25 protein-coding genes are annotated in these 25,232 nt (G+C 71.9%); 12 read left to right on the top strand and 13 right to left on the bottom strand.

Features of this window, described 5'->3' with window-relative positions; genetic code table 11:
- Positions 1 to 60: 60 nt before the first annotated feature.
- The 3 genes from EDD92_RS03885 to EDD92_RS03875 form a co-directional block, all read right to left on the bottom strand.
- Complete coding sequence (locus EDD92_RS03885) at positions 61 to 1,227, bottom strand: serine hydrolase (RefSeq protein ID WP_123963001.1); 1,167 nt, start codon at positions 1,225 to 1,227, stop codon at positions 61 to 63.
- 87 nt (positions 1,228 to 1,314) lie between these two features.
- Positions 1,315 to 1,719: a nuclear transport factor 2 family protein gene (locus tag EDD92_RS03880; RefSeq protein ID WP_123963000.1), complete on the bottom strand. Its 405-nt coding sequence runs from the start codon at positions 1,717 to 1,719 to the stop codon at positions 1,315 to 1,317.
- A 12-nt stretch (positions 1,720 to 1,731) separates the two neighbouring features.
- Positions 1,732 to 2,700, bottom strand: coding sequence for an acetylxylan esterase (locus tag EDD92_RS03875; protein WP_123962999.1), 969 nt, complete (start codon positions 2,698 to 2,700; stop codon positions 1,732 to 1,734).
- 117 nt (positions 2,701 to 2,817) lie between these two features.
- Between EDD92_RS03875 and EDD92_RS03870 the strand changes: the two genes are divergently transcribed.
- From EDD92_RS03870 to EDD92_RS03855, 3 genes are all read left to right on the top strand, one after another.
- On the top strand, positions 2,818 to 4,176 hold the full coding sequence (locus EDD92_RS03870) for an 8-oxoguanine deaminase (RefSeq protein ID WP_123962998.1): 1,359 nt from the start codon (positions 2,818 to 2,820) through the stop codon (positions 4,174 to 4,176).
- A 315-nt stretch (positions 4,177 to 4,491) separates the two neighbouring features.
- A complete protein-coding gene (locus EDD92_RS03865; RefSeq protein ID WP_123962997.1) occupies positions 4,492 to 4,845 on the top strand; it encodes a VOC family protein in 354 nt (117 codons plus the stop codon).
- A 787-nt stretch (positions 4,846 to 5,632) separates the two neighbouring features.
- A complete protein-coding gene (locus EDD92_RS03855; RefSeq protein WP_123962996.1) occupies positions 5,633 to 6,364 on the top strand; it encodes an SDR family oxidoreductase in 732 nt (243 codons plus the stop codon).
- A 9-nt stretch (positions 6,365 to 6,373) separates the two neighbouring features.
- Here the strand turns inward: EDD92_RS03855 and EDD92_RS03850 are convergent, their stop codons facing one another.
- The 3 genes from EDD92_RS03850 to EDD92_RS03840 form a co-directional block, all read right to left on the bottom strand.
- Positions 6,374 to 6,955 carry a DUF3592 domain-containing protein gene (locus tag EDD92_RS03850; protein ID WP_185123925.1) on the bottom strand — a complete coding sequence of 194 codons (582 nt, stop codon included), beginning with the start codon at positions 6,953 to 6,955 and terminating at the stop codon, positions 6,374 to 6,376.
- A gap of 189 nt (positions 6,956 to 7,144) precedes the next feature.
- Complete coding sequence (locus EDD92_RS03845; protein ID WP_123970257.1) at positions 7,145 to 7,864, bottom strand: ferredoxin reductase; 720 nt, start codon at positions 7,862 to 7,864, stop codon at positions 7,145 to 7,147.
- A gap of 55 nt (positions 7,865 to 7,919) precedes the next feature.
- Positions 7,920 to 8,525, bottom strand: coding sequence for a sulfite oxidase-like oxidoreductase (locus tag EDD92_RS03840; protein ID WP_123962995.1), 606 nt, complete (start codon positions 8,523 to 8,525; stop codon positions 7,920 to 7,922).
- A gap of 214 nt (positions 8,526 to 8,739) precedes the next feature.
- Here EDD92_RS03840 and EDD92_RS03835 point away from each other — a divergent pair, with 214 nt between their 5' ends.
- Positions 8,740 to 9,654, top strand: coding sequence for an NADP-dependent oxidoreductase (locus EDD92_RS03835; protein WP_123962994.1), 915 nt, complete (start codon positions 8,740 to 8,742; stop codon positions 9,652 to 9,654).
- Positions 9,651 to 10,361, top strand: coding sequence for a GNAT family N-acetyltransferase (locus tag EDD92_RS03830; RefSeq protein WP_123962993.1), 711 nt, complete (start codon positions 9,651 to 9,653; stop codon positions 10,359 to 10,361). Before EDD92_RS03835 ends, EDD92_RS03830 begins: the two co-directional genes overlap by 4 nt.
- On the opposite strand, the gene EDD92_RS03825 is transcribed toward EDD92_RS03830, so the two are convergent.
- Positions 10,358 to 10,816 carry a MarR family winged helix-turn-helix transcriptional regulator gene (locus EDD92_RS03825; RefSeq protein ID WP_123962992.1) on the bottom strand — a complete coding sequence of 153 codons (459 nt, stop codon included), beginning with the start codon at positions 10,814 to 10,816 and terminating at the stop codon, positions 10,358 to 10,360. The genes EDD92_RS03830 and EDD92_RS03825 overlap by 4 nt on opposite strands.
- 83 nt (positions 10,817 to 10,899) lie before the next feature.
- On the opposite strand from EDD92_RS03825, the gene EDD92_RS03820 reads away from it, so the two are divergent.
- Together EDD92_RS03820 and EDD92_RS03815 are read left to right on the top strand one after the other, a co-directional pair.
- Entirely contained in the window at positions 10,900 to 11,973 is a 1,074-nt protein-coding gene (locus tag EDD92_RS03820; RefSeq protein WP_123962991.1) for a hypothetical protein, read from the top strand.
- A gap of 176 nt (positions 11,974 to 12,149) precedes the next feature.
- Positions 12,150 to 12,959, top strand: coding sequence for a putative protein N(5)-glutamine methyltransferase (locus tag EDD92_RS03815; protein ID WP_123962990.1), 810 nt, complete (start codon positions 12,150 to 12,152; stop codon positions 12,957 to 12,959).
- A gap of 32 nt (positions 12,960 to 12,991) precedes the next feature.
- On the opposite strand, the gene EDD92_RS03810 is transcribed toward EDD92_RS03815, so the two are convergent.
- The 3 genes from EDD92_RS03810 to EDD92_RS03800 form a co-directional block, all read right to left on the bottom strand.
- The gene (locus tag EDD92_RS03810) at positions 12,992 to 13,429 is read right to left on the bottom strand and encodes a glutaredoxin domain-containing protein (RefSeq protein WP_123962989.1); all 438 of its coding nucleotides are present in this window, start codon (positions 13,427 to 13,429) and stop codon (positions 12,992 to 12,994) included.
- 424 nt (positions 13,430 to 13,853) lie between these two features.
- Positions 13,854 to 14,495, bottom strand: coding sequence for a DUF5666 domain-containing protein (locus EDD92_RS03805; RefSeq protein ID WP_185123924.1), 642 nt, complete (start codon positions 14,493 to 14,495; stop codon positions 13,854 to 13,856).
- A gap of 217 nt (positions 14,496 to 14,712) precedes the next feature.
- Complete coding sequence (locus tag EDD92_RS03800) at positions 14,713 to 16,779, bottom strand: SpoIIE family protein phosphatase (protein ID WP_123962988.1); 2,067 nt, start codon at positions 16,777 to 16,779, stop codon at positions 14,713 to 14,715.
- Positions 16,780 to 17,052: 273 nt separating this feature from the next.
- Here EDD92_RS03800 and EDD92_RS03795 point away from each other — a divergent pair, with 273 nt between their 5' ends.
- A complete protein-coding gene (locus tag EDD92_RS03795; protein ID WP_123962987.1) occupies positions 17,053 to 17,928 on the top strand; it encodes a hypothetical protein in 876 nt (291 codons plus the stop codon).
- A 104-nt stretch (positions 17,929 to 18,032) separates the two neighbouring features.
- The gene (locus tag EDD92_RS03790; protein ID WP_123962986.1) at positions 18,033 to 18,401 is read left to right on the top strand and encodes a hypothetical protein; all 369 of its coding nucleotides are present in this window, start codon (positions 18,033 to 18,035) and stop codon (positions 18,399 to 18,401) included.
- A gap of 78 nt (positions 18,402 to 18,479) precedes the next feature.
- On the opposite strand, the gene EDD92_RS03785 is transcribed toward EDD92_RS03790, so the two are convergent.
- The gene (locus EDD92_RS03785) at positions 18,480 to 19,655 is read right to left on the bottom strand and encodes a M20 family metallopeptidase (protein ID WP_123962985.1); all 1,176 of its coding nucleotides are present in this window, start codon (positions 19,653 to 19,655) and stop codon (positions 18,480 to 18,482) included.
- Positions 19,656 to 19,770: 115 nt separating this feature from the next.
- Here EDD92_RS03785 and EDD92_RS03780 point away from each other — a divergent pair, with 115 nt between their 5' ends.
- On the top strand, positions 19,771 to 21,786 hold the full coding sequence (locus EDD92_RS03780; protein WP_123962984.1) for an NADPH-dependent 2,4-dienoyl-CoA reductase: 2,016 nt from the start codon (positions 19,771 to 19,773) through the stop codon (positions 21,784 to 21,786).
- 31 nt (positions 21,787 to 21,817) lie between these two features.
- Positions 21,818 to 22,369, top strand: coding sequence for a PadR family transcriptional regulator (locus EDD92_RS03775; protein WP_123962983.1), 552 nt, complete (start codon positions 21,818 to 21,820; stop codon positions 22,367 to 22,369).
- A 25-nt stretch (positions 22,370 to 22,394) separates the two neighbouring features.
- On the opposite strand, the gene EDD92_RS03770 is transcribed toward EDD92_RS03775, so the two are convergent.
- Positions 22,395 to 22,949: a hypothetical protein gene (locus EDD92_RS03770; protein ID WP_123962982.1), complete on the bottom strand. Its 555-nt coding sequence runs from the start codon at positions 22,947 to 22,949 to the stop codon at positions 22,395 to 22,397.
- Positions 22,950 to 23,125: 176 nt separating this feature from the next.
- The gene (locus EDD92_RS03765; RefSeq protein WP_123962981.1) at positions 23,126 to 24,115 is read right to left on the bottom strand and encodes a fibronectin type III domain-containing protein; all 990 of its coding nucleotides are present in this window, start codon (positions 24,113 to 24,115) and stop codon (positions 23,126 to 23,128) included.
- A 418-nt stretch (positions 24,116 to 24,533) separates the two neighbouring features.
- On the opposite strand from EDD92_RS03765, the gene EDD92_RS03760 reads away from it, so the two are divergent.
- Complete coding sequence (locus EDD92_RS03760; RefSeq protein ID WP_123970256.1) at positions 24,534 to 25,226, top strand: glycoside hydrolase family 75 protein; 693 nt, start codon at positions 24,534 to 24,536, stop codon at positions 25,224 to 25,226.
- Positions 25,227 to 25,232 lie beyond the last annotated feature (6 nt).

Genomic DNA, 25,232 nt, shown 5'->3' with positions numbered 1-25,232 from the left:
AAACCACCAGGGAAGACCGACCCGGTGGTTCGGCCGAAACCGGTCCGCGCCGAGCGGCGCTCACAGCGCCTGGTACACGGCCTCGATCAGGGCCATCTTCCGCGGGTCGTCCGCGATATGAGGCCCCATCCGGTTCATCACATACCCCACCGACACCCCCGCCTCAGGGTCGGCGAGCCCGCAGGAGCCGCCGAAGCCGTCATGTCCGAAAGCCCGCGGGTTGGGCCCGTACGATCCGTTCGGCCCGCTCAGCCACAGGCCCAGCCCGATCTCCGTCTCGTGCGCGAGCCCGGCGCCGAGCACCAGGTCCCGGCAGCTGCCCTGCCCCTCACGCACCCGTTCGGCGGCCTGGGGGGACAGGATGCGGCGGCCGTCGTAGGTCCCCCGGCCCGCGAAGATCCCGTACAGTGCGGCGACCGCCCGTGCGGTGCCGTGCCCGTTCGCGGCCGGGATCTCGGCGGCCCGCCACTTGGGAGTGTTGGCCTCGCTCGCGCCCACCAGGGGATTGGCCAGCGCGGCGATCGCCTCCGGCCCCAACTGGCCGAAGATCGCCGCCTGTTCGCTGCTGGACGCGGCCGGTGGATGGACCAGCTCGGCTGCCCGTACGGCGGCCTTCTCCGGCAGCCCGACGGTGAAGTCGATCCCCAGCGGCCCGGTCACCTCCCGCTCCAGAAAGGCACCCGGCAGCAGCCCCGAGACGCGTCGCACCACCTCACCCACGAGGAATCCGTAGGTGAGCGCGTGGTACCCCGACCGCGTCCCTGGCTCCCACCAGGGCTCCGTCGCCGCGAGCCGTTGCGTGGTCAACTCCCAGTCGTAGAGCTGCTCCAGCGAGTGCGGCTCCCGCAGCCCGGACAATCCCGCCCGGTGCGAGAGCAGATGCCGTACGAGGACCTTGTCCTTGCCGGCCGCGGCGAACTCGGGCCAGTAGGCGGCCACCGGCGCGTCGAAGTCCAGCAGCCCCCGGTCGGCGAGGATGTGCGCGCACAGCGCGACCGGGCCCTTGGTCGTCGACCACACATTGACCAGCGTGTCGCGCTCCCAGGGCCGGGTGCGCGCCGCGTCGGCCCACCCGGCCCACAGATCCACGACGGTCGTGCCGCCGACGGTGACGGCGACCGCGGCGCCGAGCTCCGCCCGGTCCCGGAAGTTCTCCTCCAGCGCCGTCCGTACCGCGGCGAACCGCTCGTCGCAGTAACCGTGCACCTCGGGCTCGTGCTCCGCCATGGGCCCTCCGTCGTCCGCCGGAAACCCGGCCGCGACACTGCGGCCCGGGCAACCTGAACGTACCGACTGGTCGGACTGGAGGGAAGGTCAGAGGAGGAACAGCTTCCCGGCGGGCTCCTGGTGACCGTCGGCCGTATGCCAGTAGTCCCGCGTCTCGACGGCCAGGCCCGCCCCGTCGAACCGCACGAACACGCAGCCTGCGAGGGCCGAGGCGACGCCGCCCTCCTCGGCCAGGACACGGAACTCGGCCACCGCCACCCCGTCCTGGCCGACGACCGGCGGCGAGAACCGCACGTCCGTCACCCGCTCCTGGGCGAACGACCACCGCAGATACCCGGCCAGCTGGCTCCGCCCCCGGTGCGGCTCGCGGAACGGCATCGAGCGGTGGACGCACTCCTCGGCATACAACTCCAGCAGCGCGTCCACGTCGTGCGCGGCCCATGCCCGCTCCCAGACACGCACGAAGCGTTCTGCGGCCTCACGCGTGTCCATGCCGCTCTCTCCTCACACGTACGACCGCAGCCACTTCAGCTTGGCCGCCTCCTGGAAAGGCCCACCGCCCTCGTGGTCGTTGAAGTCGTACACCTCGATCGCCTTGTCGTCGTGCGCCCAGGCGTTGAACGCGGCGAAGACGGTGGAGGGCGGGCAGGTCTGGTCCTCCAGGGCCGCCGAGAACAGGGCGGCGGCGCGGCCGCGGGAGGCGAAGTGGACGCCGTCGAAGTAGGACAGGGTGCGCAGGGCGTCCTCGGTGCGGCCGCGGTGGGTCTTGAGGAACAGGCCGATCTCACGGTACGGGTGCCGGTCCGTCACCGTCGCGGCGCGTGGGTAGTCGCACAGGAACGGCACGTCCGGGGCGATCGCGGTCAGGTCCGGGACCAGACCGCCCACTGCGATGGTGATGCCGCCGCCCTGACTGCCGCCGAGGGCGACCGTGCGGGCCGCGTCGGTCAGGGGGTGCGAGCGGGCCGCCTCGACGGCACGCACCGCGTCCGTGAACACCCGCCGGTAGTAGTAGTTCTCGGGCGCGTCGATGCCGCGGGTCATGAAACCCGGGTATGCGGGCGCACCGCCCACCGGGTCCGCGGTGCCGCCGCCCCCGCCCCAGCCGCTGCCCTGCCCGCGCGTGTCCATCACGAAGTGCGCCCGGCCCGTGGATGCCCACAGCAGGTGCTCGTGCGGGAGGCCGCGCCCGCCGCCGTATCCGATGAACTCCACGACCAGCGGTATCGGCTCCTCGGCCGCGGCGGGCAGCGTCAGCCAGCCCTTCACCGGGTGCCCGCCGAAGCCCGCGAACGTCACGTCGTACACGTCCACCGTCGTCAGGCCCGTGTCGACCGGTTCGAATCGGGCGTCCAGGTCGTGCTCGCGGGCCTCCTGCAGGGTCTTGGACCAGAAGGCGTCGAAGTCCTCGGGCTCGACGGAGGCGCTGCGGTACTCGCGGAGCTCGTCGAGGGGGAGGTCGAACAGGGCCATGTAGGACCGCCTTTGCGAAGTGACAGTTACCAAGGGGCAGTGCGGTGATCACACCGTACGTGGGTGGTCGGACGACTCGCCAGGTCTTTCCGGCCGTACCTGTCTACGATGGGCGCCATGACGTCAGCCGTGGATCTGCTGGTCAAGGACGCCGGTCTGCTGGTCGTCGACGGGGAGAGCGAGATCCCTGGCGGCTGGGTGGCCGTCACCAGTGGTCGGGTCACCGCGGTGGGTACTGCCGGGACCGAGCCCGAGGCCCGTACGACGGTCTCCGCGGCCGGACGACTGGTCACCCCAGGCCTGATCAACACGCACCACCACATCTACCAGAACCTCACCCGCGCCTATGCGCCCGCCGTGAGCGGCACCCTCTTCGACTGGCTGACCATCCTCTACCCGCTGTGGTCCGCTCTTGACGAAGAGGCCGCCTACGTTTCGGCGTACGTCGGCATGGCCGAGCTGCTGATGGGCGGCTGCACCACGTCCTGCGACCACCTCTACGTCCACCCCCGCCCGCACCTTGTCGACGCCGAGATCCGCGCCGCCCGTGACATCGGCTTCCGCTTCCACGCGACCCGCGGCTCCATGACCCGCTCCGTCGAGGACGGCGGACTGCCGCCCAGGAGCGTCACCCAGACCCTCGACGAGGTGCTCGCCGACAGCGAGCGGCTGATCAAGGCCCACCACGACCCGAAGCCGGGCGCACTGATCCGGGTCGCGCTCGCGCCCTGCTCGCCGTTCTCGGTGACCAAGGAGGTCATGACGGCGACCGCCGAACTCGCCGAGCACCACGACGTACGCCTGCACACTCACCTCGCCGAGGACCACGACGAGGACACCTATTGTCTCGAGACCTACGGCTGCCGGCCCGTGGAGCACTTCGAGGACTGCGGCTGGATGAGCGACCGCACCTGGGTCGCCCACTGCATCTACCCGAACGACGACGAGCTCGGCCGGCTCGCGGCAGCGGGCGTCGGCGTCGCGCACTGCCCCAGCTCCAACATGCTCATCGGCGGCGGCACCGCGCGCGTCAAGGAGATGCGCGAACTCGGCCTGCCCGTCGGCATCGGCTGCGACGGCTCCGCCTCCACGGACCACGCCTCCCTCTGGATGGAGACGCGCGGTGCCCTGCTGCTGGGCCGCTACCGCGGCGGACCCGGCGCGATGACCGCACGCGACGCCCTCGACATCGCCACCCGCGGCTCCGCCCGCTGCCTCGGCCGCGCCGACGAGTTGGGGCATCTGCGCCCGGGCGCCTGCGCCGACCTGGTCGTCTGGGATCTCCATGAGGTCGCCCTCGCGGGGGCGTTGAGCGACCCCGTCGAGGCGTGGCTGCGCTGCGGGCCGGCCCGTGCCTGGACGACAGTGGTCGGGGGCCGGGTCCTCGTCGACCGGGGCGAGCCGGTGCTGCCGGGGCTGGCGGAGGCACTGCGGGACCACGGGCGGATCGCGCGGAGGATGCAGCAGGAGGCGTAGCCCGCAAGCCCGGCTTGCTGCGACGGAGCCGGACAAGGGGGGCCGGAAACAGGCGGGGCGTGGACGACTTGGAGCGCCTGGGGCCGGCCGTACACAAAGCGGCGCCGGGCGACCGGCGGGAGTGGCGGCTGAGCCGCCGGCTGATCCTTCGCCCGCCGAACTGGGGCCTGTCGGACCTGAGTTGCCGACGACTGTGCCCGCCCGGTTGGCGCGCGCCGAGGCCGGTGGGGGCTGACGCGTTCCCCCGCGATCGGGGCGGGGGCGAAGCAGGCGTGGTGCCGGCTCGCCGGATCGCCGTCCTGGCAGGATGGCGGCATGGAACGTGTGCTTGGAATCGGTGGTTACTTCCTGCGCGCCGCCGATCCGGCGGCCCTGAGCGCTTGGTATCGCGACAGCCTGGGCCTCGACGCCGACGAGAACGGTCTGTGGCGTCCGGAGGCCGGGCCGACGGTGTTCGCGGCGTTCGAGTCCGAGACCGACTACTTCGGGTCCCGCACCCAGCAGACCATGCTCAACTTCCGGGTCCGCGACCTGGATGCGATGCTCGCTCAACTGCGCGCCAAGGGAGCGGTCGTGGCCGAGGAGACACAGGACATGGAGGGTGTCGGCCGATTCGGCTGGGTCACCGATCCTGAGGGCAACCGGATCGAGCTGTGGCAGCCCGAATGAGTGCGAGCGCGTCGTGTCCCTGAGGCCGGGCTGTGCATGAGGCCGGGACGGGGGCCGGATCTTTGTGGCTTCTGTCAGTACGACGGTCCGTCGGGGGCCTGGAGACTGCCGGTCGGTGGCTGCGGCGTGCCCAGGGCGCGGGGGGCCGGGGCCCACGGACATGACCAAGCACAGGGGAGAACAGCAACGTGAGTGTCCAGCAGTACGACAAGATCGGTGAGGCCTTCGAGGGCTTCAAGTCCCTGCCGCTGACGCAGTATGCGGAAGCGGCTTTCTCTGCGAACCGACCGGCGAGGAGACCGAGACCGGCCCGCGCGTCCGGGTCACAGCGCTGCTCGACCCGCCGATCGAGATCGTCTCCACCGCCCCGCGCCGCGAGGTCTACGAACACTGTCTGCGGACGGCCGGATTCGGCGAGCCGACCTGGGTCCCGCTGAAGGTGTCCGACGCCGGTGTACGCGCGTTCGGTGCGGACTTCTGGGCGGACTTCACCGCCAACGCCCCACTCGAGATGCTGCGCTGCCGCGCCTGACCACCGACCGGAGACCCGGTGGCCCTGCCCCCGTATGTCACCCGAAGGGGGCCGGGCCGCCGGCGGCAGCCACATCCGGACCTGCGGGTGCAGCCGCCGGCTGAACCCGAGAAGCGTGCCGCTCGATGAGACGGTCACGTCCGTCCACGGCTCCTGACATCGCCTGCCCTCGGCCGAATGGGGCTCGTGCTCTGTCGCGTCCGCCTGGCGGGGCATAGATCGCATTGCGCGCATGTCCCCGACGAGAGGCGTGTCATGAAGTTCGCAGTCATCGGCGGTACCGGGCTGATCGGTTCACAGGTCGTGAAGAACCTGAATGCCGTCGGGCACGAGGCAGTACCGCACTCGCAGTCCACCGGCGTCGACGTCATCAGCGGCCGGGGGCTGGACGAGGCCGTCGCGGGATCCGACGTCGTGGTCAACCTGACGAATTCCCCGACCTTCGACGGCGCCTCCCCGGCCTTCTTCCAGACCTCGATGGACAACCTGCTGGCCGCGGCCCACAAGGGCGGCGTCGGCCACTTCGTCATCCTCTCGATCGTCGGCACCGACCAGGTGCCGGAGCTGGACTACTACCGGGCCAAGGCGCTCCAGGAGAACATCCTCGAGGCCGGGCCGATCCCCTACTCGATCGTCCGGGCAACGCAGTTCATGGAGTTCATGGACGCCGTCCTGTCCTGGACCGCCGACGGCGACACCGTCCGGCTGCCCGCCACGCCCATCCAGCCGATCGCCGCCAAGGACGTGGCCGCCGCGGTGGCGGAGGTCGCCGTGGGCACCCCGCTGAAGGGCATTCGCAACATCGGCGGCCCCGAGATCTTCAGCCTGGACGAACTGGGCCGGATCACTCTGTCCCACAAGGGGGACAACCGCATCGTCGTCACCGACCCCACCGCCGGCATGTTCGCCGTCGTCAAGGGCGATGTCCTCACCGACAAGGAAGCTCACCTCGCGCCCACGCGCTACACCGACTGGCTCTCCGCCTGATACAGGCCATCACGCCCGACGCCGTGTCCACTCCGGCTCGGTCCGTGCCCACTCCCGCTCCCACTCGACCAGCCGGTGCCCGGTGGACACACGGCGTACGACCGTGCGCGCCAGCAGCACCCCGGCGACCGCTCCGCCTGCGGCGCAGATGCCGATGGTCACGGTGTGCTGCCAGACCTGCGTCTCGCCCGGCGGCGGTTGAACGGCCCTGCCCCCGGCGTCGAACCAGACGTCGACCCTGTCGCCGTGCTTGGAGCCCGCCGGGACGCGTGCGTTCGCGGTGTGGGTGCCGGTGGCGTCCGTCCAGCGGACATCCACGCGGTATGTGTGGTCCCGGCCGCCCTGCACCGACGGCAGCCTCTCGGGTGTCCTGCCGACGATCTCGGCCCGCACCCGGTGACGTTCGGCGCGCTGTGCCGCCGCCACGGCCCGCGCCTCGTCATGGGCCCACCAGCCCGCGACCGCCCCCGCCAGTGGCGCGCCCACGAACAACAGGACGGCCACGACCAGCGCCGTCCACGCCTCGACCACGTCCGACCGGCGCCGCAGCGGATTGCGCCGCCAGCGCCAGCCGTGCACCCGGGTTCGCATGTCGACCTCCTCGCCGTCGCCGGAGCCGGAGGGGCCGTATCGCTTTCGGTCCGTATTGTCCCTCCGCGCCGCGTATGCGCGCGAGTGCCCAGGAGGATCGAGTACCCCGCACACGGGAGATCGCTCCATCCGCCCGGTCCCCTTGTCGTGTCGGCAACATCGCGGGAGACAGACAGCCCCTTCGGAGCGTCAGCCGAAGCGTTCGATCCGGATCCGCTCCACCGGCTGGCCCGCCTCGACGAGCAGCTGCGAGGCGTGCTCGGCGAAGGCGTTCGAACCGCACACATAGGCCTCCCACCCACCGGGTGGCTGCTCGGCCAGGAGCGGCGCCACATGTGCGGCCGCCATACGTCCCACGGGCCCACCCGCCGGTGCGCGCCGCGTGAACACGGGCGTCGTCTCCGCGCCGAACTCCCGCGCGTAGATGAGCTCCTCGGGACTGCGCGCGGACACCAGCAGCCGCAGCGGCACATCCAGCCCGCGCGCCCGGTGGTGCCGCACCATCGACATCAGCGGTACGACCCCGGAGCCGGCCCCGACCAGCAGCGCGGGCCGGTCGCCCGGCCAGGCGAAGAAGCCGCTGAGCGGGCCGCGCACCTCGACCCGGTCGCCGGGCTCGGCCACGGTGTGGAACCAGCCCGAGACCTCGCCGCCCTCCACATGGTCCAGGGTCAGCTCGATGTGCCCCGGGTCGTCGGGCGCGGACGCGATCGAATAGTGGCGCTGGGCCACATAGCCGTCCTGTGCGGTCAGCCGCAGCATCAGGTGCTGGCCGGGCAGATGCCCCGCCCAGGCGGGCACCGCGAACCGGAAGGTGGCCGCGTGCGTGGTCTCCCGCCGGATCTCGGTGAGCGTGGCGGTCTGCCACTCGGCGGCCGCCCGGCTGCTCACGGCGATCCGGCCGGGCACGGCGAAGCGGGCCGGGGGAGTGAACCCGGGGGAAGGGGAGAGCTGCGTCAGTTGCTCAGTCACCGGAGTACCGCTGCTCCTGCCAGGGGTTGCCGCGCGCGTGGTAGCCGTTCTGTTCCCAGAAGCCCGGCTCGTCGTGGTCGAGGAGCGTCAGGCCCGCGATCCACTTGGCGCTCTTCCAGAAGTACAGGTGCGGCACCAGCAGCCGGGCGGGTCCGCCGTGCTCGGGGGCAAGGGGCTGCCCGTCGTACTCCCAGGCGATCCAGGCCCGCCCGCCGGTCAGGTCAGCGAGGGGGAGGTTGGTGGTGTAGCCGGTGTGCGAGTAGGCGACGGCATGGGTGGCCGAGCCGTGGGGCCGTGCCACGTCGAGGAAGGCGTCCAGGGACACGCCCGCGAACCGCACCCCGAACTTCGACCAGCTCGTCACGCAGTGGATGTCGCCCTCGTACGCCGATGCCGGCAGTGTGTGCGCCTGCTCCCAGTCCCAGGTGTGCGGGCGTTCCACCAGCCCGTCGACACGGAAGGTCCAGTCGGCGGGCGCCAGTTCGGGAGTGACCTCGGCGGACAGGACGGGCCAGTCGTCGCCCGCGTCGTACTGGCCGGGCGGCAGGCCCGGATTGTCGACGCGGGCGCGCCCGGTGAAGCCTCGGGTGACGTTCATAGGGATCCAGCGGGACGGAAGTGGTTGCTTACGCATTCAACCGTACGTGCTCGTCAGGCGTGCTCCGGCCCCGGGCCGGCCCGGGATCATTAAGGCCGTATGAAGACTCCGGCGGCCCGGGAATAGCCGGCCGCTGATCCTCCTTGCCGACTGGTGCCGGAACCGGTGCCCCGTACAACCGGTGACCAGCGGCAGCGAAGGAGAGTGGGAGCAGATGCCCAAGGCGTACGTCTTCACGCGCTACGGCGGACCGGAGGCCGAGGCCCTCGTCGACGTGGACCGGCCGAGCCCCGGCCCCGGTCAGGTGCTCGTCGCGGTGCGTGCCGCGGGGGTGAACCCCGTCGACTGGAAGCAGCGCACCGGCTACCGCCGCCCCGGCGAGAGCGGCGAGCGCGACTTCCCCTCCTTTTTCGGCAACGAGGTCTCGGGCGTCGTTGAGGAGGTCGGTGAAGGCGTCGAGGGGTTCACCGTGGGGGACGCGGTCTTCGGCCGCCCCGTCGTCGGCGGGTACTCCGAGTACGCGCTGCTGTCGGTCGACCTGATCGCGCACAAGCCCGCCGAGCTGTCCTTCACCGACGCCGCCACTCTGCCCGTGGCGGCCGTGACGGCGTACGACGGAATCCGCCAGCTCGGCCTGCCGGATGGCGCGACCGTTCTCGTGACCGGCGCGGGCGGCGGGGTCGGGGTCGCGGCGGTGCAGATCGCCCGCGCGCTCGGTCTGCGGGTCGCGGGCCTGGCGAGCGAGGCCAAGAAGGACTTCGTCGAATCGCTGGGAGCCGAGCACGTGGCGTCCGGACCGGGCTGGACCGGGCGGGTGCCGGGCGGTGTGGACGGCGTGTACGACCTGGTGGGCGGCGACGTCCTCGAGGAGGCGGCGACGCTGCTCACCGACCGGACCAGGCTCATCACGGCCGGGGCCCCGCCCGAGGTCGTGGAGAAGCTGGGTGGCTCCCGCGTCGCGCGGGTACGCACCTCCGACCGCCTCGCGGCAGTGGCCGACCTCGTGGTCCGCGGCGACCTGGACCCGCACGTGACGCAGACCTTCCCGCTGGAGCGGGCCGGCGAGGCGCTGCGCACCGTCGAGGAGGGCCACGCCCGCGGCAAGCTCGTGATCGAGGTCGCCCGGTGAGCCACGTCCTGGACAACCCCGCCCTCGCCTCGCTGACCGGACCGCACGCGCACTTCGCCGAACGGCGCGGCCGGGTGCTGCGCTATCCCGTCGACGTGTCGCCGTGGCTGGCCCTGCCCGAGGAGCTCGACGCCGGGGACTGGGCCGACCTGGCGGCCCTCGCGGGCCCCGGGGGCGAGGTCCCGCTGCTCGGCTTCCGCGGCGAGATACCCGACGACTGGGAGGTCACCTTCCAGATCGAGGGCGTGCAGTTCGTCGACGACGGCCTGGCCGCGGAGCCGGAGCCGGAGGCGGTCCGCCTCGGCCCCGCCGACGTGCCGGAGATGCTCGACCTGGTCGCGCGCACCCAGCCCGGCCCGTTCCTGCCCCGCACCATCGAAATGGGCACCTATCTGGGCATCCGGCGGGAGGGCGCGTTGATAGCGATGGCGGGGGAGCGGCTGCACCCGCCGGGCTGGACCGAGATCAGCGCCGTCTGCACCGACCCCGCCTTCCGCGGCGAGGGCCTCGCGACCCGGCTGATCCTGGCGGTGGCCCACGGCATCCGTGAGCGCGGCGAGACCCCGTTCCTGCACACCGGCGCGGGCAACACCAACGCCATCCGCCTCTACGAGTCCCTCGGCTTCCGGCTGCGCCGCACCACCGTCTTCGGCGGGGCCCGCGCACCCGAACACCTCACGGACGAGCGGGAGTTGGCCGTCCCCTAGTCCTCGCCCTCCGGCCGTACCCAGGCGTTGTACCGCACGAGATAGTCGGCGAACCGCTCCAGATCGTCCGCCGGCCAGTCCGCAAGCCGCTCCCGGAAGGCCGCTCGGCGGCTGTCGGTGACCTGGGCGAGGATCTGGCGCCCGGCCTCGGTCAGGTGCAGGACCTGGACGCGGTGGTCGTCCGGGTCCAGGCGCCGCTCGATGAGCCGGGCCTGCTCCAGGGCGGCCACCTGGCGGCTGACCGTGGACTTGTCCAGGGCGTAGTGCGCCGCCAGGTCGGTGGCCCGGCAGCCGCCGCTCTCCTCCAGATGCCCGAGCAGCGTGTACGAGACCAGCGACAGCTCGGGGTGCATACGGCCCGCCGAGGCACGGGCGCGGCGGGCGAAGGCCGTCATCTCGCGCTGGATCGTCTCCACGGTTTCGTCTGCTTCCACCGGACCTCCCTCATTCACCATGGAATACCACCCCACCCCGTTTGGTTGTATAGTACAACTTGAAGTGAGAGTTGTATAAGCCAACCATCTGGAGGTTGTGAGCGATGAGGTCCCCGGCCCTGCGCCATGTGATCACGCACCTGATCACCCCGCTGCTGATGTGCATCGGCATGGGACTCGCGTACATGGGGGCGTTTGTCACCCCGGAGCCCCACCACCTGCCCGTCGCCGTCGTCGGCTCCGGCCCGCAGGCGAAGGTGTTCGCGCAGACCGTCAAGGACAAGGCGGGGGACAGGCTCGACGTCCGCACGGTCGCCACCCGCTCCGAGGCCGTCGGGCTGCTCGACTCCCGTGACATCACGGGCGCCTACGTGCCCAGTGCGAAGACGCCGGAGCTGGTGGTCGCCAGCGCCGCCTCCGACATGGACGCCACGGCCGTCGAGAAGGTCTTCACACCCATCGCCGCCGGGCAGGGTGTCGCACTCAAGGTCACCGACGTGGCCGCACCGGTCGACGACGACCCCACCGGGCAGGGCCTGTTCTTCCTGCTGATCGCGCTGAGCATCGGCTCCTACGCCTCCGTCGCCGCGCTCGGCGCCGCCGGCGCGGGCCTGCCCATCCGGCTGCGTGCCCTGCTGGCACTCGGCGTCTCCGCCGTCGTCAGCGGTATCGGCGCGCTGCTCGCCGGGCCGGTCTTCCACCTCGCCCACCACGACCTCGCGAGCCTGTGGGGGATGGCCTGGCTCTACTCCGCGGGCATCCTCTTCGTCGGCGTCGGCCTGCACACCTTCCTCAAGCGCTGGACCACCCTCGCCATGATGGTGCTGTTCGTCATGCTCAACTTCACCAGCTCCGGCGGTCTGTTCCGCCCCGACCTGCAGAACGGCTTCTTCGGCACCCTGCACGCCTTCTGGAACGGTGCCGGATTCGTCGAGGGGGCCCGCAGCCTCCTGTACTTCCACAGCGACGGCCTGTCCCGCAACGTATGGACGCTCACCGCGTGGCTGCTGCTGGGTCTCGTCGTCACGGCGATCGCCGCCGCGTACGAGCGGGCGCGGGGCCGGGCCGAGACGCCCGTGGCCGCCGCCGCGGCAGTCCGTACGGCCGAGGAGCAGAAGCCCGGACTGAAGGCCGAGGAGGAAGCAGAGGAGGAGGTCGAGGAGACGGTCGGCGTCTGAAGCGTTGCGGTAGTGTTGGCGCCCGGCCGTGGAATCTCCAGGCCACCGAAGACCGAGGAGGTGAGACCCATTACCGCTGTGTCAGGTCGGGTGCTCACGCCTCGAGTCGACGCGGGCCGCCGGCAGTAGGCGACCGCGAGAGCGCCCTTCGACTTACCGAAAGGCTCTCGGCTTTCATGCCTCCCTTGTCTCCTTCACCTTCCTCCCTGCCGTCGTCCTCCATCCGTGAGGCCGTCGTCTCCGCGCTGCGCGCCGCGGGCTGTGTCTTCGCCGAGGACGAGGCGGAGTTGATCCTCGCCGCCGCGCGCACGCCGGAGGAACTTGCCGCCCTGGTCGACCTCCGAGTGACCGGGCTGCCGCTCGAACTCGTCGTCGGCTGGGCCGAGTTCCGGGGGCTGCGCATCGCGGTGGAACCCGGCGTGTTCGTGCCCCGGCGCCGTACCGAGTTCCTCGTCGAACAGGGCCTCGCCCAGGCCCCCGACGCATCCGTCGTCGTGGACCTGTGCTGCGGCTCGGGCGCCGTCGGCGTGGCCCTGGCCACCGCACTCGGCCAGGTCGAGCTGCACGCCGCCGACATCGATCCGGCCGCGGTGCGGTGCGCCCGCCGCAATGTCGGCGCCGTCGGCGGCCGGGTCCACGAGGGCGACCTGTTCGCGGCGCTGCCGGACGAACTGCGTGGCCGTGTCGACATCCTCGCGGCCAATGTGCCCTACGTTCCCACCGGCGAGGTCGGCCTGCTGCCCGCGGAGGCCCGCGACCACGAACCGCTGGTCGCGCTCGACGGCGGCGCTGACGGACTCGACGTCCTGCGCCGGGTCGCCGCCGAGGCGTCCCGCTGGCTCGCCCCTGGCGGCTGCCTCCTGGTCGAGACGAGTGAACGGCAGGCCGCGTCCGCCGTCGACGCCTTCACCACCGGCGGGTTGAGGGTACGGCTGGCGGCCTCCGAGGAGCTGTACACCAATGTCGTGATCGGCGTCCGCCCCTGAGCTCGCCTTTGCGGGCTGGACACCGCTCCCGGTCACGCGGAAGGTGAGAGCTGTTCGCGCACCCATTCCGGATCGGGGTTGACATGCGGCCGGCCCGCCACGAGGACAGTCGGTACGGTCTCGTTGCCGTCGTTGGCCGCCCTCACCGCCGCCGCACCGGCCGGGTCACGCCAGATGTCGACCCAGTGCAACTGACGGGCGCTGCGGCCCAGTCGGAGGCGCAGTCGCAGACAGTACTTGCAGCCGGAGCGCCAGAAGACGACCGGTCGGCCGTCTACCGCGCTGCGGCGTCGTGCCTCCACCGCACCGATCGACTTCGGGAAGGCCAGGGGCGAGTGCACGCCTGCGAGCACCACGAAGACCAGCAGGAGGGCTACTGCTGCGACCGGGCTGCCCCTGAGGAGCAGGGCAGTCGCAGCGACTGAGCCGCAGAGCACCAGCAGAAGCGACAGGTTCCAAGGGCGCATCATGATGACGCAGGTTATCGCTGCGTCAGGTAGTCGCGCCGCTGCCCGTCGGGCTCGGGGGACGACGTGGGGCATGCGCTGCGCCGCCGGGGGCGGTTCGGTGTCCGGTGATTGCACGCTTGCTCAGGCCCTGGGCCCGCTTGAGCCGGGGCTGATGACGTCGTGCGCCGATGCGGGCGGTGAGGTGCCCAAGACCCCGGGACGGCCCCGTGGAGCCGGCAGCCGGGTCACGTTGTCGCGCGCCATTGCCCGACGGGCTCGGTGATGGCGTATGGCATGCGCTGTGCCGCCGGGGGCGGTTTGGCGCGCGGTGATTGCATGTTCGCTCAGCCCTGGGTTCGTTCGAGCCGGGGCTCATGATCGTGCGCCGATCCGGCCGGTGACGTGCGCAAGACCCCAGGACAGCGCCGCGGAGCCTGCAGCCGGGTCAGGTTGTCGCGCCGTTGCCCGTCGGGCTCGGGGACGGTGGGTGGTTACGCCAGTCCCTGTTGCCTGGGCCCCGGAACCTGTCGTGCCGGTCGTCGGGTCCCTTGCGGTCGAAGGCGCCGGAGATCGCGCGGGAGGCGGTCCGGGTTCCGTCGTCGGAGCGGGTGCCGGCCAGGAGGGCCGTCTCGCCCTTCTTGAGGTCGCCGGCGCCCGAACCCTTCGTACCGTCGCGGAAGACCGTCGTGTCGGAGCTCACGGTCCAGGTCCACCGGGCGCCGTCTTCGCTCTTGAGCGTGACCTGGTCGCCGTCGATCTTCTCGACGGTGCCGCGCTGCCAGATCCGTACGACCCACTTGCCGGTGTCCTGGTCCTTGACCGTCGTCTCGCCGTGCACACCCATGCCGCCGAGGCCGAAACCGAACCAGGGGCCGACACCGTGCCGGCCGCCGGGGTGGTCCGGTGACGGGGAGGCGGTCCCGGACGCGGAGGGCGTGGCGCCCTGGCCGGAGCCGCCAGAGGTGGCGGCGTAGGCGACCGTGCCGCCGAGGGCGAGCACGGCGACCGTGGCTGCCGCGGCCACGGCGCGCGCCCGGCGGGACCGCCATCGCCCCGGCTCGCGGTCCGGGCCGCCCGGACCGGTCATGACTTCCATTCCCGGGGTCGTCTCGGAGTGCCCGTCAGGCCGCTCGCCCCCGGCAGTGGGTTCCTGTTCCGGCTCGTGCATCACGGCTCGCTCCCATCGGCCACGGCAGGCGGAGCCTGCATGCCATGCCTTGCTGTGATTGTCGAACGCGGACGATAAGGAACCCGTAATCAGAAGCTGTGAGAGCCCGGGCGCCACCCGTTGCCGCCCCGGGCGGTCAGCTCGGCTGCTGCACTCGCGCGATGAGCAGTGCCACGTCGTCGGAGTTGTCGGGCTGGTGCAGGGTCCGCAGCAGGAGGTCGCAGACCTCTTCCAAGGGGCGGTCGGGCCCTTCGAGGAGGGACAGCAGGGCATCCAGGCGCTCGTCGAGGGGATGCTGCCGGGTTTCGACCAGGCCGTCGGTGTAGAACACGAGACGGTCGCCGGGTTCCAGGTCGACCGTGGTGGTCGAGAAGGCGACCCCGCCCACGCCCAGCGGTACGCCCGTGGGCAGTTCCAGCAGCTCCGGGGGGCGCCCGGGCCGCAGCCGGGCCGGCGGCAGGTGCCCGGCATTGGCGATCCGGCACTGCCGCAGCTGAGGGTCGTGGACGGCGTACACACAGGTCGCGATCGAGTGGTCAAGGCCCTCGGTGATCTTGTCGAGGTGTTCGAGGAGCCGGGCCGGATCGAGGTCGAGGGAGGCCAGCGTGTTGGTCGCGGTACGCAGCCGGCCCATGGTCGCGGCCGCGTTGATGCCGCTGCCCATCACATCGCCGACCACCAGCGCCGTCTTGCCGCCCTCCAGCGGGATCACGTCGAACCAGTCGCCGCCGACCTCGCTGGTGGCTCCCGCGGGCTGGTAGCGGGAGGCGACCTCGAGACCGCCGGTCACCGGCGGGTGACTGGGCAGCAGGCTGCGCTGGAGGGTGAGGGCGGTGTCGCGGGCGTTCTGGTACCAGCGGGCGTTGTCGATCTGCACGGCCGCGCGGGATGCCAGCTCGCGGGCGAGCAGCAGGTCGTCCTCGCTGAACGGCTCCGGGTTGTGCGTGCGCTTGAGGTCGAGGGCGCCGAGCACCTCCCCGCGGGCGATCAGCGGGACGGCCAGATAGGAGTGCACGCCGGCGCGGGCCAGCAGCTCCGCCGCCTCAGGGGAGCGGGCGATGCGCGGCAGATCCGCGTTCTCGACCTCAGCCACCAGGACCGGCTCCCCCGTGCGCACGCACTCGGTGACCAGGCGGTCGGGGCCGTAGCGGGCGACCTGCCCCGGCGCGTCGGCCGCCCGCAGCGCCTCCGGGGCGTTGTGGGCCCGTACGGCCAGGGCCCGGATCACGGCCGGTTCCGTGGGGCCCAGGCTGCTGCGTCTGCCCTCCACCACCGCGTCGAGCAGGTCCACGGCCGCGATGTCGGCGAGCTCCGGCACGGCGACGTCGGCCAGCTCGAGCGCGGTGCGGTCCAGCTCCAGAGTGGTGCCGATCCGGGCGGAGGCGTCCGCGATGAGGGCCAGCCGCCGCCGCGCGGTCTCCGCTTCGATGCTCGCCCGGTGCTGTTCGGTGACGTCCACGACCGAGCCCGCGATGCCGAGGACGGTCCCGGTGGCGTCTTCCAGCCGGTAGAGCGAGATCGTCCAGGCGTGCTCGTCCTCCAGATCGGCAGGGGTCCGGCCGATGGTCTGCTGGTCGACGAGGGGATGTCCGGTCTCCAGTACGTGACGCATGGCGGACTCGATGGCGTCGACGTCGAGGTGCGGCAGGACCTCGCGGACGGAGCGGCCGATGTGGTCCTTGGCGGGGATGCCGTTGAGCCGCTCCAGTGCCGGATTGACCGACACGTACCGCAGATCGGTGTCCAGAACGGCCAGACCGATCGGGGACTGGGCGATGACCTGCGTGGACAGTGCCACGTCCCGCTCCAGCCGCCGTACGGTCGAGCGGTCGGCGCACAGCCCCAGCGCGTAGACGTCGCCGTGGTCGTCCAGCAGCCGCATGTTGCGGAACTCCACCAGGCGCGTGCTGCCGTCCTTGCGCCGAATGGGGAAGGCCCCGGCCCAGCTCTGACCGGTGACCATGACATCGGCGAACAGTTTGACCACCAGGTCGAGATGCTGCTCGTGCACCATGATCCGGGCCGCGAACTGTCCGAGGGCCTCCTGCGCGGGATAGCCGAACAGCTCCTCGGCCTGCGGGCTCCACAGCACGATGCGTCCCTCGGCATCCAGCACCACCGAGGCCACGCCGAGCACGTCGAGCAGCCCGCTCGGCCGTACCGACTCCTCGCCCTCGGCCACCGGAAACCCAGGTGCACTCATTCCACGCACCGCCTTCGCCCGCTCACGCGGCACGCCGTCCCCCGTGCCGACTCCCCAAGTTCTACCGCGCTCAACCGTCCCTGTGACGACCCCGTCGCCCACCTCCACCATCCCTCAACACGGCGGCGGCCGTCCCCCCGGAGCCGTGACGACAGTACCCGGTACGGACCGTCACCGAGCCGACAGCCCCCGTTACCGATTTGGTCTGTACATGACTACGTCACGGGGCCAGACTGTCCGCCGAGCACGCCCGCCCCCCATGGAGGAGCCCCCATGCCCCTACGCGCCCGGCAACGTTGTCACGCGGCCCTGACCGCGGCCCTCGCCCTCGCGGCCGCCACGATCCTGTCCGCCGCTCCGCCCGCGTCGGCGGCCGACACCTGGACGGAAGTGGGCTCGGACCGCGCCGATCCGCTGACCGAGAGCCAGGGCCTGACCTCCGTCGAGGTCCCGGCGAACAGCCCCAACCGGTACACCGGCATCGGCACGATCCCCGCCGGCGTCTCCAGCCGCGGCTGGAACCACGTCGGCGACCCCGACGCCTCCTACAACGGCTACTACGTCGAGCCCTACCAGGCGGACTCGGGCAACGCGAAGATGTTCCGGGTGCAGGCGCCGGGCGGGACCTGGTCGGAGTACGTCCACATGCTCAGCTCCGGCGAGGCACTGAACAACTCCTGGGTCGCGATCTCGCCCGACGGGCAGTGGATGCTGGCCGGCGAGTACGGCACCATGAGCCGCTTCCTGGTGTTCCCGACCCCGGGCGTCAACGCGAGCACCTCACCCGCGGCGAACCTCCCGCAGGCCTCCACCGTGAATCTCGACCACGCCGTGCGCGACGTGCAGGGCTGCGACTTCTCCGGCCCGACCACGCTGCTGTGCTCCTCCGACGACCCGGCCGGCTCGCTGTTCGGCATGACCAAGCCGCTCCTCCAGGTCGACCTGTCCGCCCGGCCGAACGGCACGTCGGACGTCTCCGGCCATGTCACGGCCCTGCGGCAGCTTCCGCTGCGCAGCTCCTGCTCGGGCACCTTCGAGGCCGAGGGCATCGACTACGACCGCCGGGACGGCACCCTGCGCGTGATCGTCGTGTCGCCGGGCTTCTGCGTCCTGACGGACAGCAAGACGTACCGCTTCACACGGAGCTGAGCCGCTCGCTGGTCCGGCCCGCGCAGTGGTGCTTTTCTAGGGATGTGGCGCGGTTCGCGGGAAATCCGTGGCGCCGCGCCGCCGCCACGAGAGGAGCGATCACGATGGACCGTGTGCGACCGCACGAGGAGCCCGTATCCCTCGAGATCAGCGGATGCAGCAAGGAGGACGCCCGCATCGTGTTCGACACCCTGTGTGCGTGTTTCGAGTCCGACCGGACCCCCGAAGAGGTGCCGCAGCAGCTCCACGAGACCCGGCCGATGGTGTGGCTCGGCACCTTCGAGGTGACCGACGCCCATGAGTGCCCGCCTCCTGCTGTTCTGTCGTCCTCGGTCGAGGTTGACGCGCAGGGCGGTTACTGGGCGATCGAGCGGCTGCGCAGCACGCTGGATCCCCTGTTCACGGTGCGTGACCTTGCGTCGGCATCGGGGGACCAGGAGCGGGAGTTGCACGTACGGCTCGAAAGCCGGTGAGTTTGTCGTCTGCGGCGCTGTTGTGGCTGGTCGCGCCCACGCGGCGGTAGCCGCATATTCAACACAGCCCGGCGCCCCTCAGAGGAGTGCAGGGCCGTCAGTCAGTAGCCGCAGCAGGGCCTTGCGGTAGACAGCGTGGACTATGGGCAGGTCCGCCAGATATGCACGCTCGTCCGTGCCGTGCAGGCCTTCGTACCGTACGCCGAAGCCCGCCGTGGCCGGGATGCCCTCGGCTGCCAGTAGGTTGCCGATGTTCGAGGGGCCCGCGGTCTTTGGCCGGACCGTGAGGCCCTCGCCGGTGGCGGCGGCCAGTAGTGCGGCGGCGGGCTGCTCGTCCTCCGCCAGGCGGTACGGCGGCCAGGAGGCCACCTGGGTGATGGCCGTCGGGGTCGGGCCGGGCAGCCGCCGGTCGAGTTCGGCCGAAGCCGCGCGGACCAGGTTCTCCGCCGCGCGGGCGTCGAAAGCCGGGGTGGTGCGGATGTCGACGCCCAGCTCGCACAGGCCGGGCACCACCGAGAAGCCCTCGCCGCCGTGGCAGGAGGTAACCGTCAGTTTCGGCGGGAGCGGAAACTCGCCTTCCACTCCTGGGAGTTGGGACTCCTCCAGCAGCTGCACCAGCCGCGCCGCCCGGGAGACGGCACCGAGCGCCGTGCGTCTCGACCCGGAGTGCCCTGACTCCGCGTGCACCGCGATCGTGGCCCGCCACAGCCCCCGCCCGCCGACCACCACCTCGTCCGGGCCGGGATAGCCGATCATCACTCCCGCCGGGCGCACCGCGGCCGTGTCCGCGAGATAGGCCCGGGCTCCGCCGAACCCGCCGGTGTGCTCGTCGGCGTCCAGCAGGACGGCGAGCCCGCCGCTCAGGTCCTGCGCCCGGGCGCGCAGCTCCGCCGCGATCCGGCAGAACATCGCCGCCGCCAGCTTGGAATCGGCCGCGCCGCGCCCCCGCAGCCACCCGTCCACGACGTCCCCGCAGTCCGGCGGGAACGACCAGGCGCCCTGGTCGCCGTAGGGGGCGGTGTCCACGCAGGCATCCAGCGCCCACCACGGCCCAGGCCGGCCACCCGCCACCTCCACCAGCAGGGCGACCGGCCGGCCCGCGTCGTCGTAAAGGCGGCGATAGGGCAGGTCACGGGTGCCGAGCCAGTCTTCGAGGACGGCGAGGACGGGACCGTAGTCGTCGATCCCGGCCCGGCTCGGGCGGCGGACCAGTGCCTGTGCGAGCTCGATCACCTCGGTGTCTTCGGGGCTCATGAGGCCACTGTGCCCGTGGGTGGTCCGTGTCACCCCTTCCCGCTTATGCAACTAGTTGCAAAACATGGCCGGGGTCCTCTACAACAGAGGCATCACACCGCGCATGGAGGGCCCGATGAGCCGTTACCCGCACCTGCTGAACCCGCTCGACCTGGGCTTCACCACGCTGCCCAACCGCGTCCTCATGGGGTCCATGCACGTTGGCCTGGAGGAGGCCGAGCGCGGCTTCGAGCGGATGGCGGAGTTCTACGCCGCCCGGGCGCGCGGGGGAGTGGGGCTCATCGTCACCGGCGGCATCGCCCCCAACGACGAGGGGCGCCCGGGCGAGGGCGGCGCCAAGCTCACCACCGACGCGGAGGCCGAGCAGCACCGGCAGATCACCGAGGCCGTGCACCGTGAGGGCGGCCGGATCGCCATGCAGATCCTGCACTTCGGCCGGTACGCCTATCACCAGGACCTGGTCGCCCCGAGCCCCCTCCAGGCACCGATCAGCCCCTTCCCGCCCCGCGAACTCACCGACGCCGACGTCGAGCGGACCATCGACGACTACGCCCGCGCCGCCCGCCTCGCCAGGCAGGCCGGCTACGACGGTGTCGAGATCATGGGCTCCGAGGGCTACCTCATCAACGAGTTCATCGCCGCCCAGACCAACCAGCGCACCGACCGCTGGGGCGGCTCGTACGAGAACCGCATGCGCTTCCCCGTCGAGATCGTGCGGAGGGTGCGCGAGGCCGTCGGTGAGGACTTCATCATCGTCTACCGGCTGTCCATGCTCGACCTGGTCCCCGGCGGCTCCACCCTCGACGAGGTGATCACCCTCGCCAAGGCCGTCGAGGCGGCCGGTGCGACGATCATCAACACCGGAATCGGCTGGCACGAGGCGCGCATCCCCACCATCGCCACCTCCGTGCCGCGCGGCGCCTACACCTGGGTCACCAAGAGGCTCATGGGCGAGGTGTCCGTCCCGCTCGTGACCACCAACCGCATCAACACCCCGGAACTGGCCGAGGAGTTGCTCGCCGAGGGGTATGCGGACATGGTCTCCATGGCCCGCCCGATGCTCGCCGACCCCGACTTCGTCAACAAGGCCGCCGAGGGCAAGCCGGAGGCCATCAACACCTGCATCGGCTGCAACCAGGCCTGCCTGGACCACACCTTCAGCCTCAAGATCACCTCCTGCCTGGTCAACCCGCGCGCCTGCCACGAGACCGAACTGGTCCTCTCGCCCACCCGGCTGAAGAAGCGCGTCGCCGTCGTCGGGGCCGGCCCGGCCGGGCTCGCCTGTGCGGTCTCGGCGGCCGAGCGCGGCCACGAGGTCACCCTGTACGACGCCGCTGGCGAGGTCGGCGGCCAGCTCAACGTGGCCCGCAAGGTCCCCGGCAAGCAGGAGTTCGACGAGACCCTGCGCTACTTCCGCCACCAGCTCGATGCGCACGGCGTGGACGTCCGCCTCAACACGCTGGTGACAGCAGGTGACTTGGCGGGCTACGACGAGGTCGTCGTCGCCACCGGCGTCACCCCGCGGACCCCCGACATCCCGGGTGTCGACCACCCGAGCGTCGTCGGCTACCTCGATGTGCTGCGCGACAACGCGCCCGTCGGCGACCGGGTGGCGATCCTCGGCGCGGGCGGCATCGGCTTCGACGTCGCGGAGTTCCTGACCGACGGCGGGGACAAGGCGAGCGAGGACCCGGCGACGTACTTCCGCCAGTGGGGCGTCGACATGGACTACCAGGCGCCCGGCGGACTCGCCGCCCCCGAGCGGCCCGCCCCGCCGCGCACCGTCCACTTGCTGCAGCGCAAGACCAGCAAGGTCGGCGCGGGCCTGGGCAAGACCACCGGCTGGATCCACCGCGCCGAGCTCAAGCACCGGGGCGTCACCATGGTCCCGGGCGTCCGCTACGACCGCATCGACGACGCCGGGCTGCACGTCACCGTCGGCGAGGAGAGCACGGTCCTGCCGGTCGACACGATCGTGCTGTGCACCGGACAGGAACCGCGCCGCGGCCTGTACGAGGAACTGGTCGCCGCCGGAGTCGGCGCCCATCTGATCGGCGGTGCCGACGTGGCCGCCGAACTGGACGCCAAGCGTGCCATCAAGCAGGGCACGGAGCTGGCGGCGGCCCTCTAGGGGGCCCTGCGGCCGTCCCTAGGATGACTCCATGTCACTCCCGCACGCGATCCTCACCGCCCTGCTCGAAAAGCCGTCCTCGGGGCTGGAGCTGACCCGCCGGTTCGACAAGTCGATCGGCTACTTCTGGTCGGCGACGCATCAGCAGATCTATCGCGAGCTGGGAAGACTGGAGGCCGACGGCCAGATCCGGGCGCTGCCGTCCGAGCAGCCGGCCCGCGGACAGAAGAAGAGCTACGAGGTCCTGCCCGCGGGCCGCGCCGAACTGGCCCGCTGGACCGCCGCGTCCCAGGACCCCAAGCCGCACCGCGATGTGATGCTGCTGCGGCTGCGGGCGGCGGCCGTGGTGGGCACCGCCGGCCTGGAGGCGGACCTGCGTCGCCATCTCGACCTGCACCGGCTGCAGTTGGCCGAGTACCAGGAGATCGAGCAGCGCGACTTCCCGCCAGGGAAGGACGCTCCCCAGGACCGGCTGCGGCACCTGGTGCTGCGAGCCGGCATCGACCTGGAGACCTTCTGGACGCAGTGGCTCACGCACGCCCTGGAGGAGTTCGCCGAACTGCCCGGTTCCGAACCGGCGTGAGCCATGGCTCGTGGGTCGGCCGCCTTCAGAGCCGGTTCGGCCGCGCACGCCGGCGCAGGTACCAGCCCGTCGCGATGACGCCCGTGCCCACCAGGGCGGCGCCCACCCCGACCGTCAGCGGGCCGTAGTCCTGGACGGCGCCGCCGACACCGCCCCTGACGCCGAGCGAGGGCGAGGGCCTGGTGGTGGCCGAGATGGTGGCCGTGGGCGTGGCGGTGGGAGTCGAGGCAGAGGAGACGACGACGCTCTGGGTGCCCGCAGGGGTGCCGTTCGCGCAGACCACCGTCACGGTGTACGTCCCGGGGCTCACATTCGACCAGGCCGCCGACTGCAGGGCGGCGGTGCCCGTCAGTGCCGTCTGACGGGCCGGCTGGCTGCTGCTGAGCAGCGTGGCGGTGCCCAGTGCCCCGCCGCCGCGTGGGGGGCACGCGCTCGTGGTCACCGAAACAGTGGACCCGCTGGTACTCACGGAGATCCCCGTCCCCTGCGCCGCGGCCGGCACGGCGGCCAGGGCGAGCGGGAGCGCGGCGGCGGCTGCCGCGGTCAGGGCGGAGCGAACGACTTGCTGAGAGTTGCGCATTGGACTGCCCTCCGACGGCACGGTTGGCGGTACATCCCTTGCGCCGCCGAAGTCGGGAAACGCCCGTGCTGCCTCAGGGGCAGCCAACGTCTCCGCGGCGCTCCCCGCATGCGGACCGCCTCCGGGCAGGTGACGGATTCCTCCGTCCGGCCCATGACGCAGGCCTGTCACGGCCGTCAGCCGCCGGCCGCCCCGGTGGTCACCGTCCGCTCGACCGAGAAGCCGCCCCAGGTGCCGTCGGGCAGTCTGGCCCGGATCCGTACGCGGAGGCGCACGCCGGGATCCCGCCCGACGTAGAAGGAGTACGACGCCCGGTCGCGCGGCGCGTCTCCGCCGTAGACCAGGGAGGTGGCCGCGCTGCCGTCGAGGCGGACCTGGTACTCCGTGACCACGCCGTCGGTGCGTGGTGGGATCCAGCGCAGGTCGAGGTAGTACGCCCCGCCGGCGCGGTGGCTCGTCGCCCGGAAGGCGGTGGGTGCCGTGCTGTGCCCGTCGTCGGAGCCCGGCGTGGTGAGGCGGACGGGGGTGCCGGGAGGCGAGAGGTTGTCGGCGGCGTCGCGGGCGCGGACGGTGAAGGCGTAGCGGGCGCCCGGCCGCAGCCCGGTGACCACGGTCGCCGTCTGTGCTCCGCCCACACTGTGGATCTTGGCGGTGCCCTGGTAGACGTCGTACGACACCACGGCCCGGTCGTCCCTCGACGCGGACCAGGACAGCTCGACGGCCCTGCTGCCGAGCGCCCGGCCGCGCACCTTTCCCGGCCGGGTCGGTGCCATGTCGTCGGCCGCCACGGTCGCCGGGGTCGCCGCCCGGACCGGGCGGCCGGGCGGCCCGAGCCGGCCCTCGCTGTTCCTGGCCCGCACGGTGAAGACGTACGAGGTGGACGGCCTGAGCCTGGTGACGTCCACCATGTGCCGGGAACCGGGCACCTCGTCGACCTTGGTGGTGCCGCGATACACCTCGTAGAGGCTGACGCGCGGGGCCGCGCGTACCGCGTTCCACATCACGTGGACGCTGGTCGAACTGCCCGCCGCCGCGGTCACTCCCGTGGGGGCCGCCGGCAGCCCGCCGTCGTCCTCCCCGGCGCCGCTCCCGCCGCAGGATGCGGCCAGGGCCAGTGCGGCACAGAGTGCGAGGGACCGGCACACGAGCACGGTGTCGTGACGCACTGCTCCCTCCCCGCACGGCACGGCGGTAATGGTCCGGACCAATATGGCGCGGCTGACGTGATCGCATCAAGGGGTTGGTTGCGGGCCGACAGCATGGGTGACGGCGTTGCGGACCGCCCGCCGGAGTTACGTATGCTGAAGCTCCTCACGGCTGAACTCTCCCTGAGGAACGGCGAGTTCATGCCGGTGGCGCGGACCGCTGTCGTCGCTGTTCCCGCGCCGGACGCGGGTGGCCGGGCCGCCGGAGCCGATACGGGCTCAGGCGCCCGGCACCCTGCCGGACGTCCGACGACACGCCACGCCGTGAGCTGCCTGGAGCTGTGCGCCGCCAGGTCCGCCTACGGTGGCCCCATGATCGCTACGGCGCCCGCCCGGGCTGAATGCCCGTCAGGGCCCCTTCGGGAAAGGGCTTCTCATGGTGCGTGTCCAGTCGCTGACCCTGGCCGTGGCCGGCGCCGTCTTACTGGCCCCGCCGATGCTGTCCGACGCCGCGACCCGCGGCCGGGCGGAGCCGGTGGCCTGGCGCGAGGGCGACGTCCGTGCCGCCGATCTGCTGGCCAGGGTGCGTGACTGCACCCGGATCTCCCGCGGCCGCTTCCGCAGCGACGCCGGCAGACCGGCCACGATTGCGGTGTGCGGCACCCGGCGCGCCGTCTTCTGGAAGGCCGACATGGACATCGACTGTGACGGACAGCCCGGTCCGCGCTGCAACCGCCGCACCGATCCTTCGTTCTCCGAGGCCACCGCCTACCAGCAGTCCGACGGGCGCTACCTGAGCGCCGAACGCCTCCCGTACATCGTCGTGCCCGCCCCGAGCCGCATCTGGGACCACCTGGACGACGGCGTCCGCGGCGGATCGGTCGCCGCCGTCGTCTACCGGGGCAGGGTGCAGTACGCGGTCGTGGGCGACATCGGCCCGGACGACATCATCGGCGAGGCGTCCTACGCCACCGCCAAGGGCCTCGGCATCCGCCCGGGCGCGAACGGCGGAACGCCCTCGGGCGTCACCTACATCGTCTTCAAGTACTCGCAGGTCAAACCGATCGAGAGCCATGCCGCCGCCGTCGCGGTGGGCCGGCGGCTGGCACAGCAGTTCGTGCGTGGCGGATAGACGCCC

Source organism: Streptomyces sp. TLI_185, assembly GCF_003814765.1.
GTDB lineage: Bacteria > Actinomycetota > Actinomycetes > Streptomycetales > Streptomycetaceae > Streptomyces.
The sequence above is the reverse complement of the archived record's forward strand: the minus strand, read 5'-3'. Positions and strand labels throughout refer to the sequence as shown.

Excerpts from the sequence above, each read along its gene's own strand:
- EDD92_RS03885 (WP_123963001.1), bottom strand. The coding sequence starts at position 1,227 with ATGGCGGAGCACGAGCCCGAGGTGCACGGTTACTGCGACGAGCGGTTC.
- EDD92_RS03880 (WP_123963000.1), bottom strand. The coding sequence starts at position 1,719 with ATGGACACGCGTGAGGCCGCAGAACGCTTCGTGCGTGTCTGGGAGCGG.
- EDD92_RS03875 (WP_123962999.1), bottom strand. The coding sequence starts at position 2,700 with ATGGCCCTGTTCGACCTCCCCCTCGACGAGCTCCGCGAGTACCGCAGC.
- EDD92_RS03870 (WP_123962998.1), top strand. The coding sequence starts at position 2,818 with ATGACGTCAGCCGTGGATCTGCTGGTCAAGGACGCCGGTCTGCTGGTC.
- EDD92_RS03865 (WP_123962997.1), top strand. The coding sequence starts at position 4,492 with ATGGAACGTGTGCTTGGAATCGGTGGTTACTTCCTGCGCGCCGCCGAT.
- EDD92_RS03855 (WP_123962996.1), top strand. The coding sequence starts at position 5,633 with ATGAAGTTCGCAGTCATCGGCGGTACCGGGCTGATCGGTTCACAGGTC.
- EDD92_RS03850 (WP_185123925.1), bottom strand. The coding sequence starts at position 6,955 with ATGCGAACCCGGGTGCACGGCTGGCGCTGGCGGCGCAATCCGCTGCGG.
- EDD92_RS03840 (WP_123962995.1), bottom strand. The coding sequence starts at position 8,525 with ATGAACGTCACCCGAGGCTTCACCGGGCGCGCCCGCGTCGACAATCCG.
- EDD92_RS03835 (WP_123962994.1), top strand. The coding sequence starts at position 8,740 with ATGCCCAAGGCGTACGTCTTCACGCGCTACGGCGGACCGGAGGCCGAG.
- EDD92_RS03825 (WP_123962992.1), bottom strand. The coding sequence starts at position 10,816 with ATGGTGAATGAGGGAGGTCCGGTGGAAGCAGACGAAACCGTGGAGACG.
- EDD92_RS03820 (WP_123962991.1), top strand. The coding sequence starts at position 10,900 with ATGAGGTCCCCGGCCCTGCGCCATGTGATCACGCACCTGATCACCCCG.
- EDD92_RS03815 (WP_123962990.1), top strand. The coding sequence starts at position 12,150 with ATGCCTCCCTTGTCTCCTTCACCTTCCTCCCTGCCGTCGTCCTCCATC.
- EDD92_RS03810 (WP_123962989.1), bottom strand. The coding sequence starts at position 13,429 with ATGATGCGCCCTTGGAACCTGTCGCTTCTGCTGGTGCTCTGCGGCTCA.
- EDD92_RS03805 (WP_185123924.1), bottom strand. The coding sequence starts at position 14,495 with ATGACCGGTCCGGGCGGCCCGGACCGCGAGCCGGGGCGATGGCGGTCC.
- EDD92_RS03800 (WP_123962988.1), bottom strand. The coding sequence starts at position 16,779 with ATGAGTGCACCTGGGTTTCCGGTGGCCGAGGGCGAGGAGTCGGTACGG.
- EDD92_RS03795 (WP_123962987.1), top strand. The coding sequence starts at position 17,053 with ATGCCCCTACGCGCCCGGCAACGTTGTCACGCGGCCCTGACCGCGGCC.
- EDD92_RS03790 (WP_123962986.1), top strand. The coding sequence starts at position 18,033 with ATGGACCGTGTGCGACCGCACGAGGAGCCCGTATCCCTCGAGATCAGC.
- EDD92_RS03785 (WP_123962985.1), bottom strand. The coding sequence starts at position 19,655 with ATGAGCCCCGAAGACACCGAGGTGATCGAGCTCGCACAGGCACTGGTC.
- EDD92_RS03780 (WP_123962984.1), top strand. The coding sequence starts at position 19,771 with ATGAGCCGTTACCCGCACCTGCTGAACCCGCTCGACCTGGGCTTCACC.
- EDD92_RS03775 (WP_123962983.1), top strand. The coding sequence starts at position 21,818 with ATGTCACTCCCGCACGCGATCCTCACCGCCCTGCTCGAAAAGCCGTCC.
- EDD92_RS03770 (WP_123962982.1), bottom strand. The coding sequence starts at position 22,949 with ATGCGCAACTCTCAGCAAGTCGTTCGCTCCGCCCTGACCGCGGCAGCC.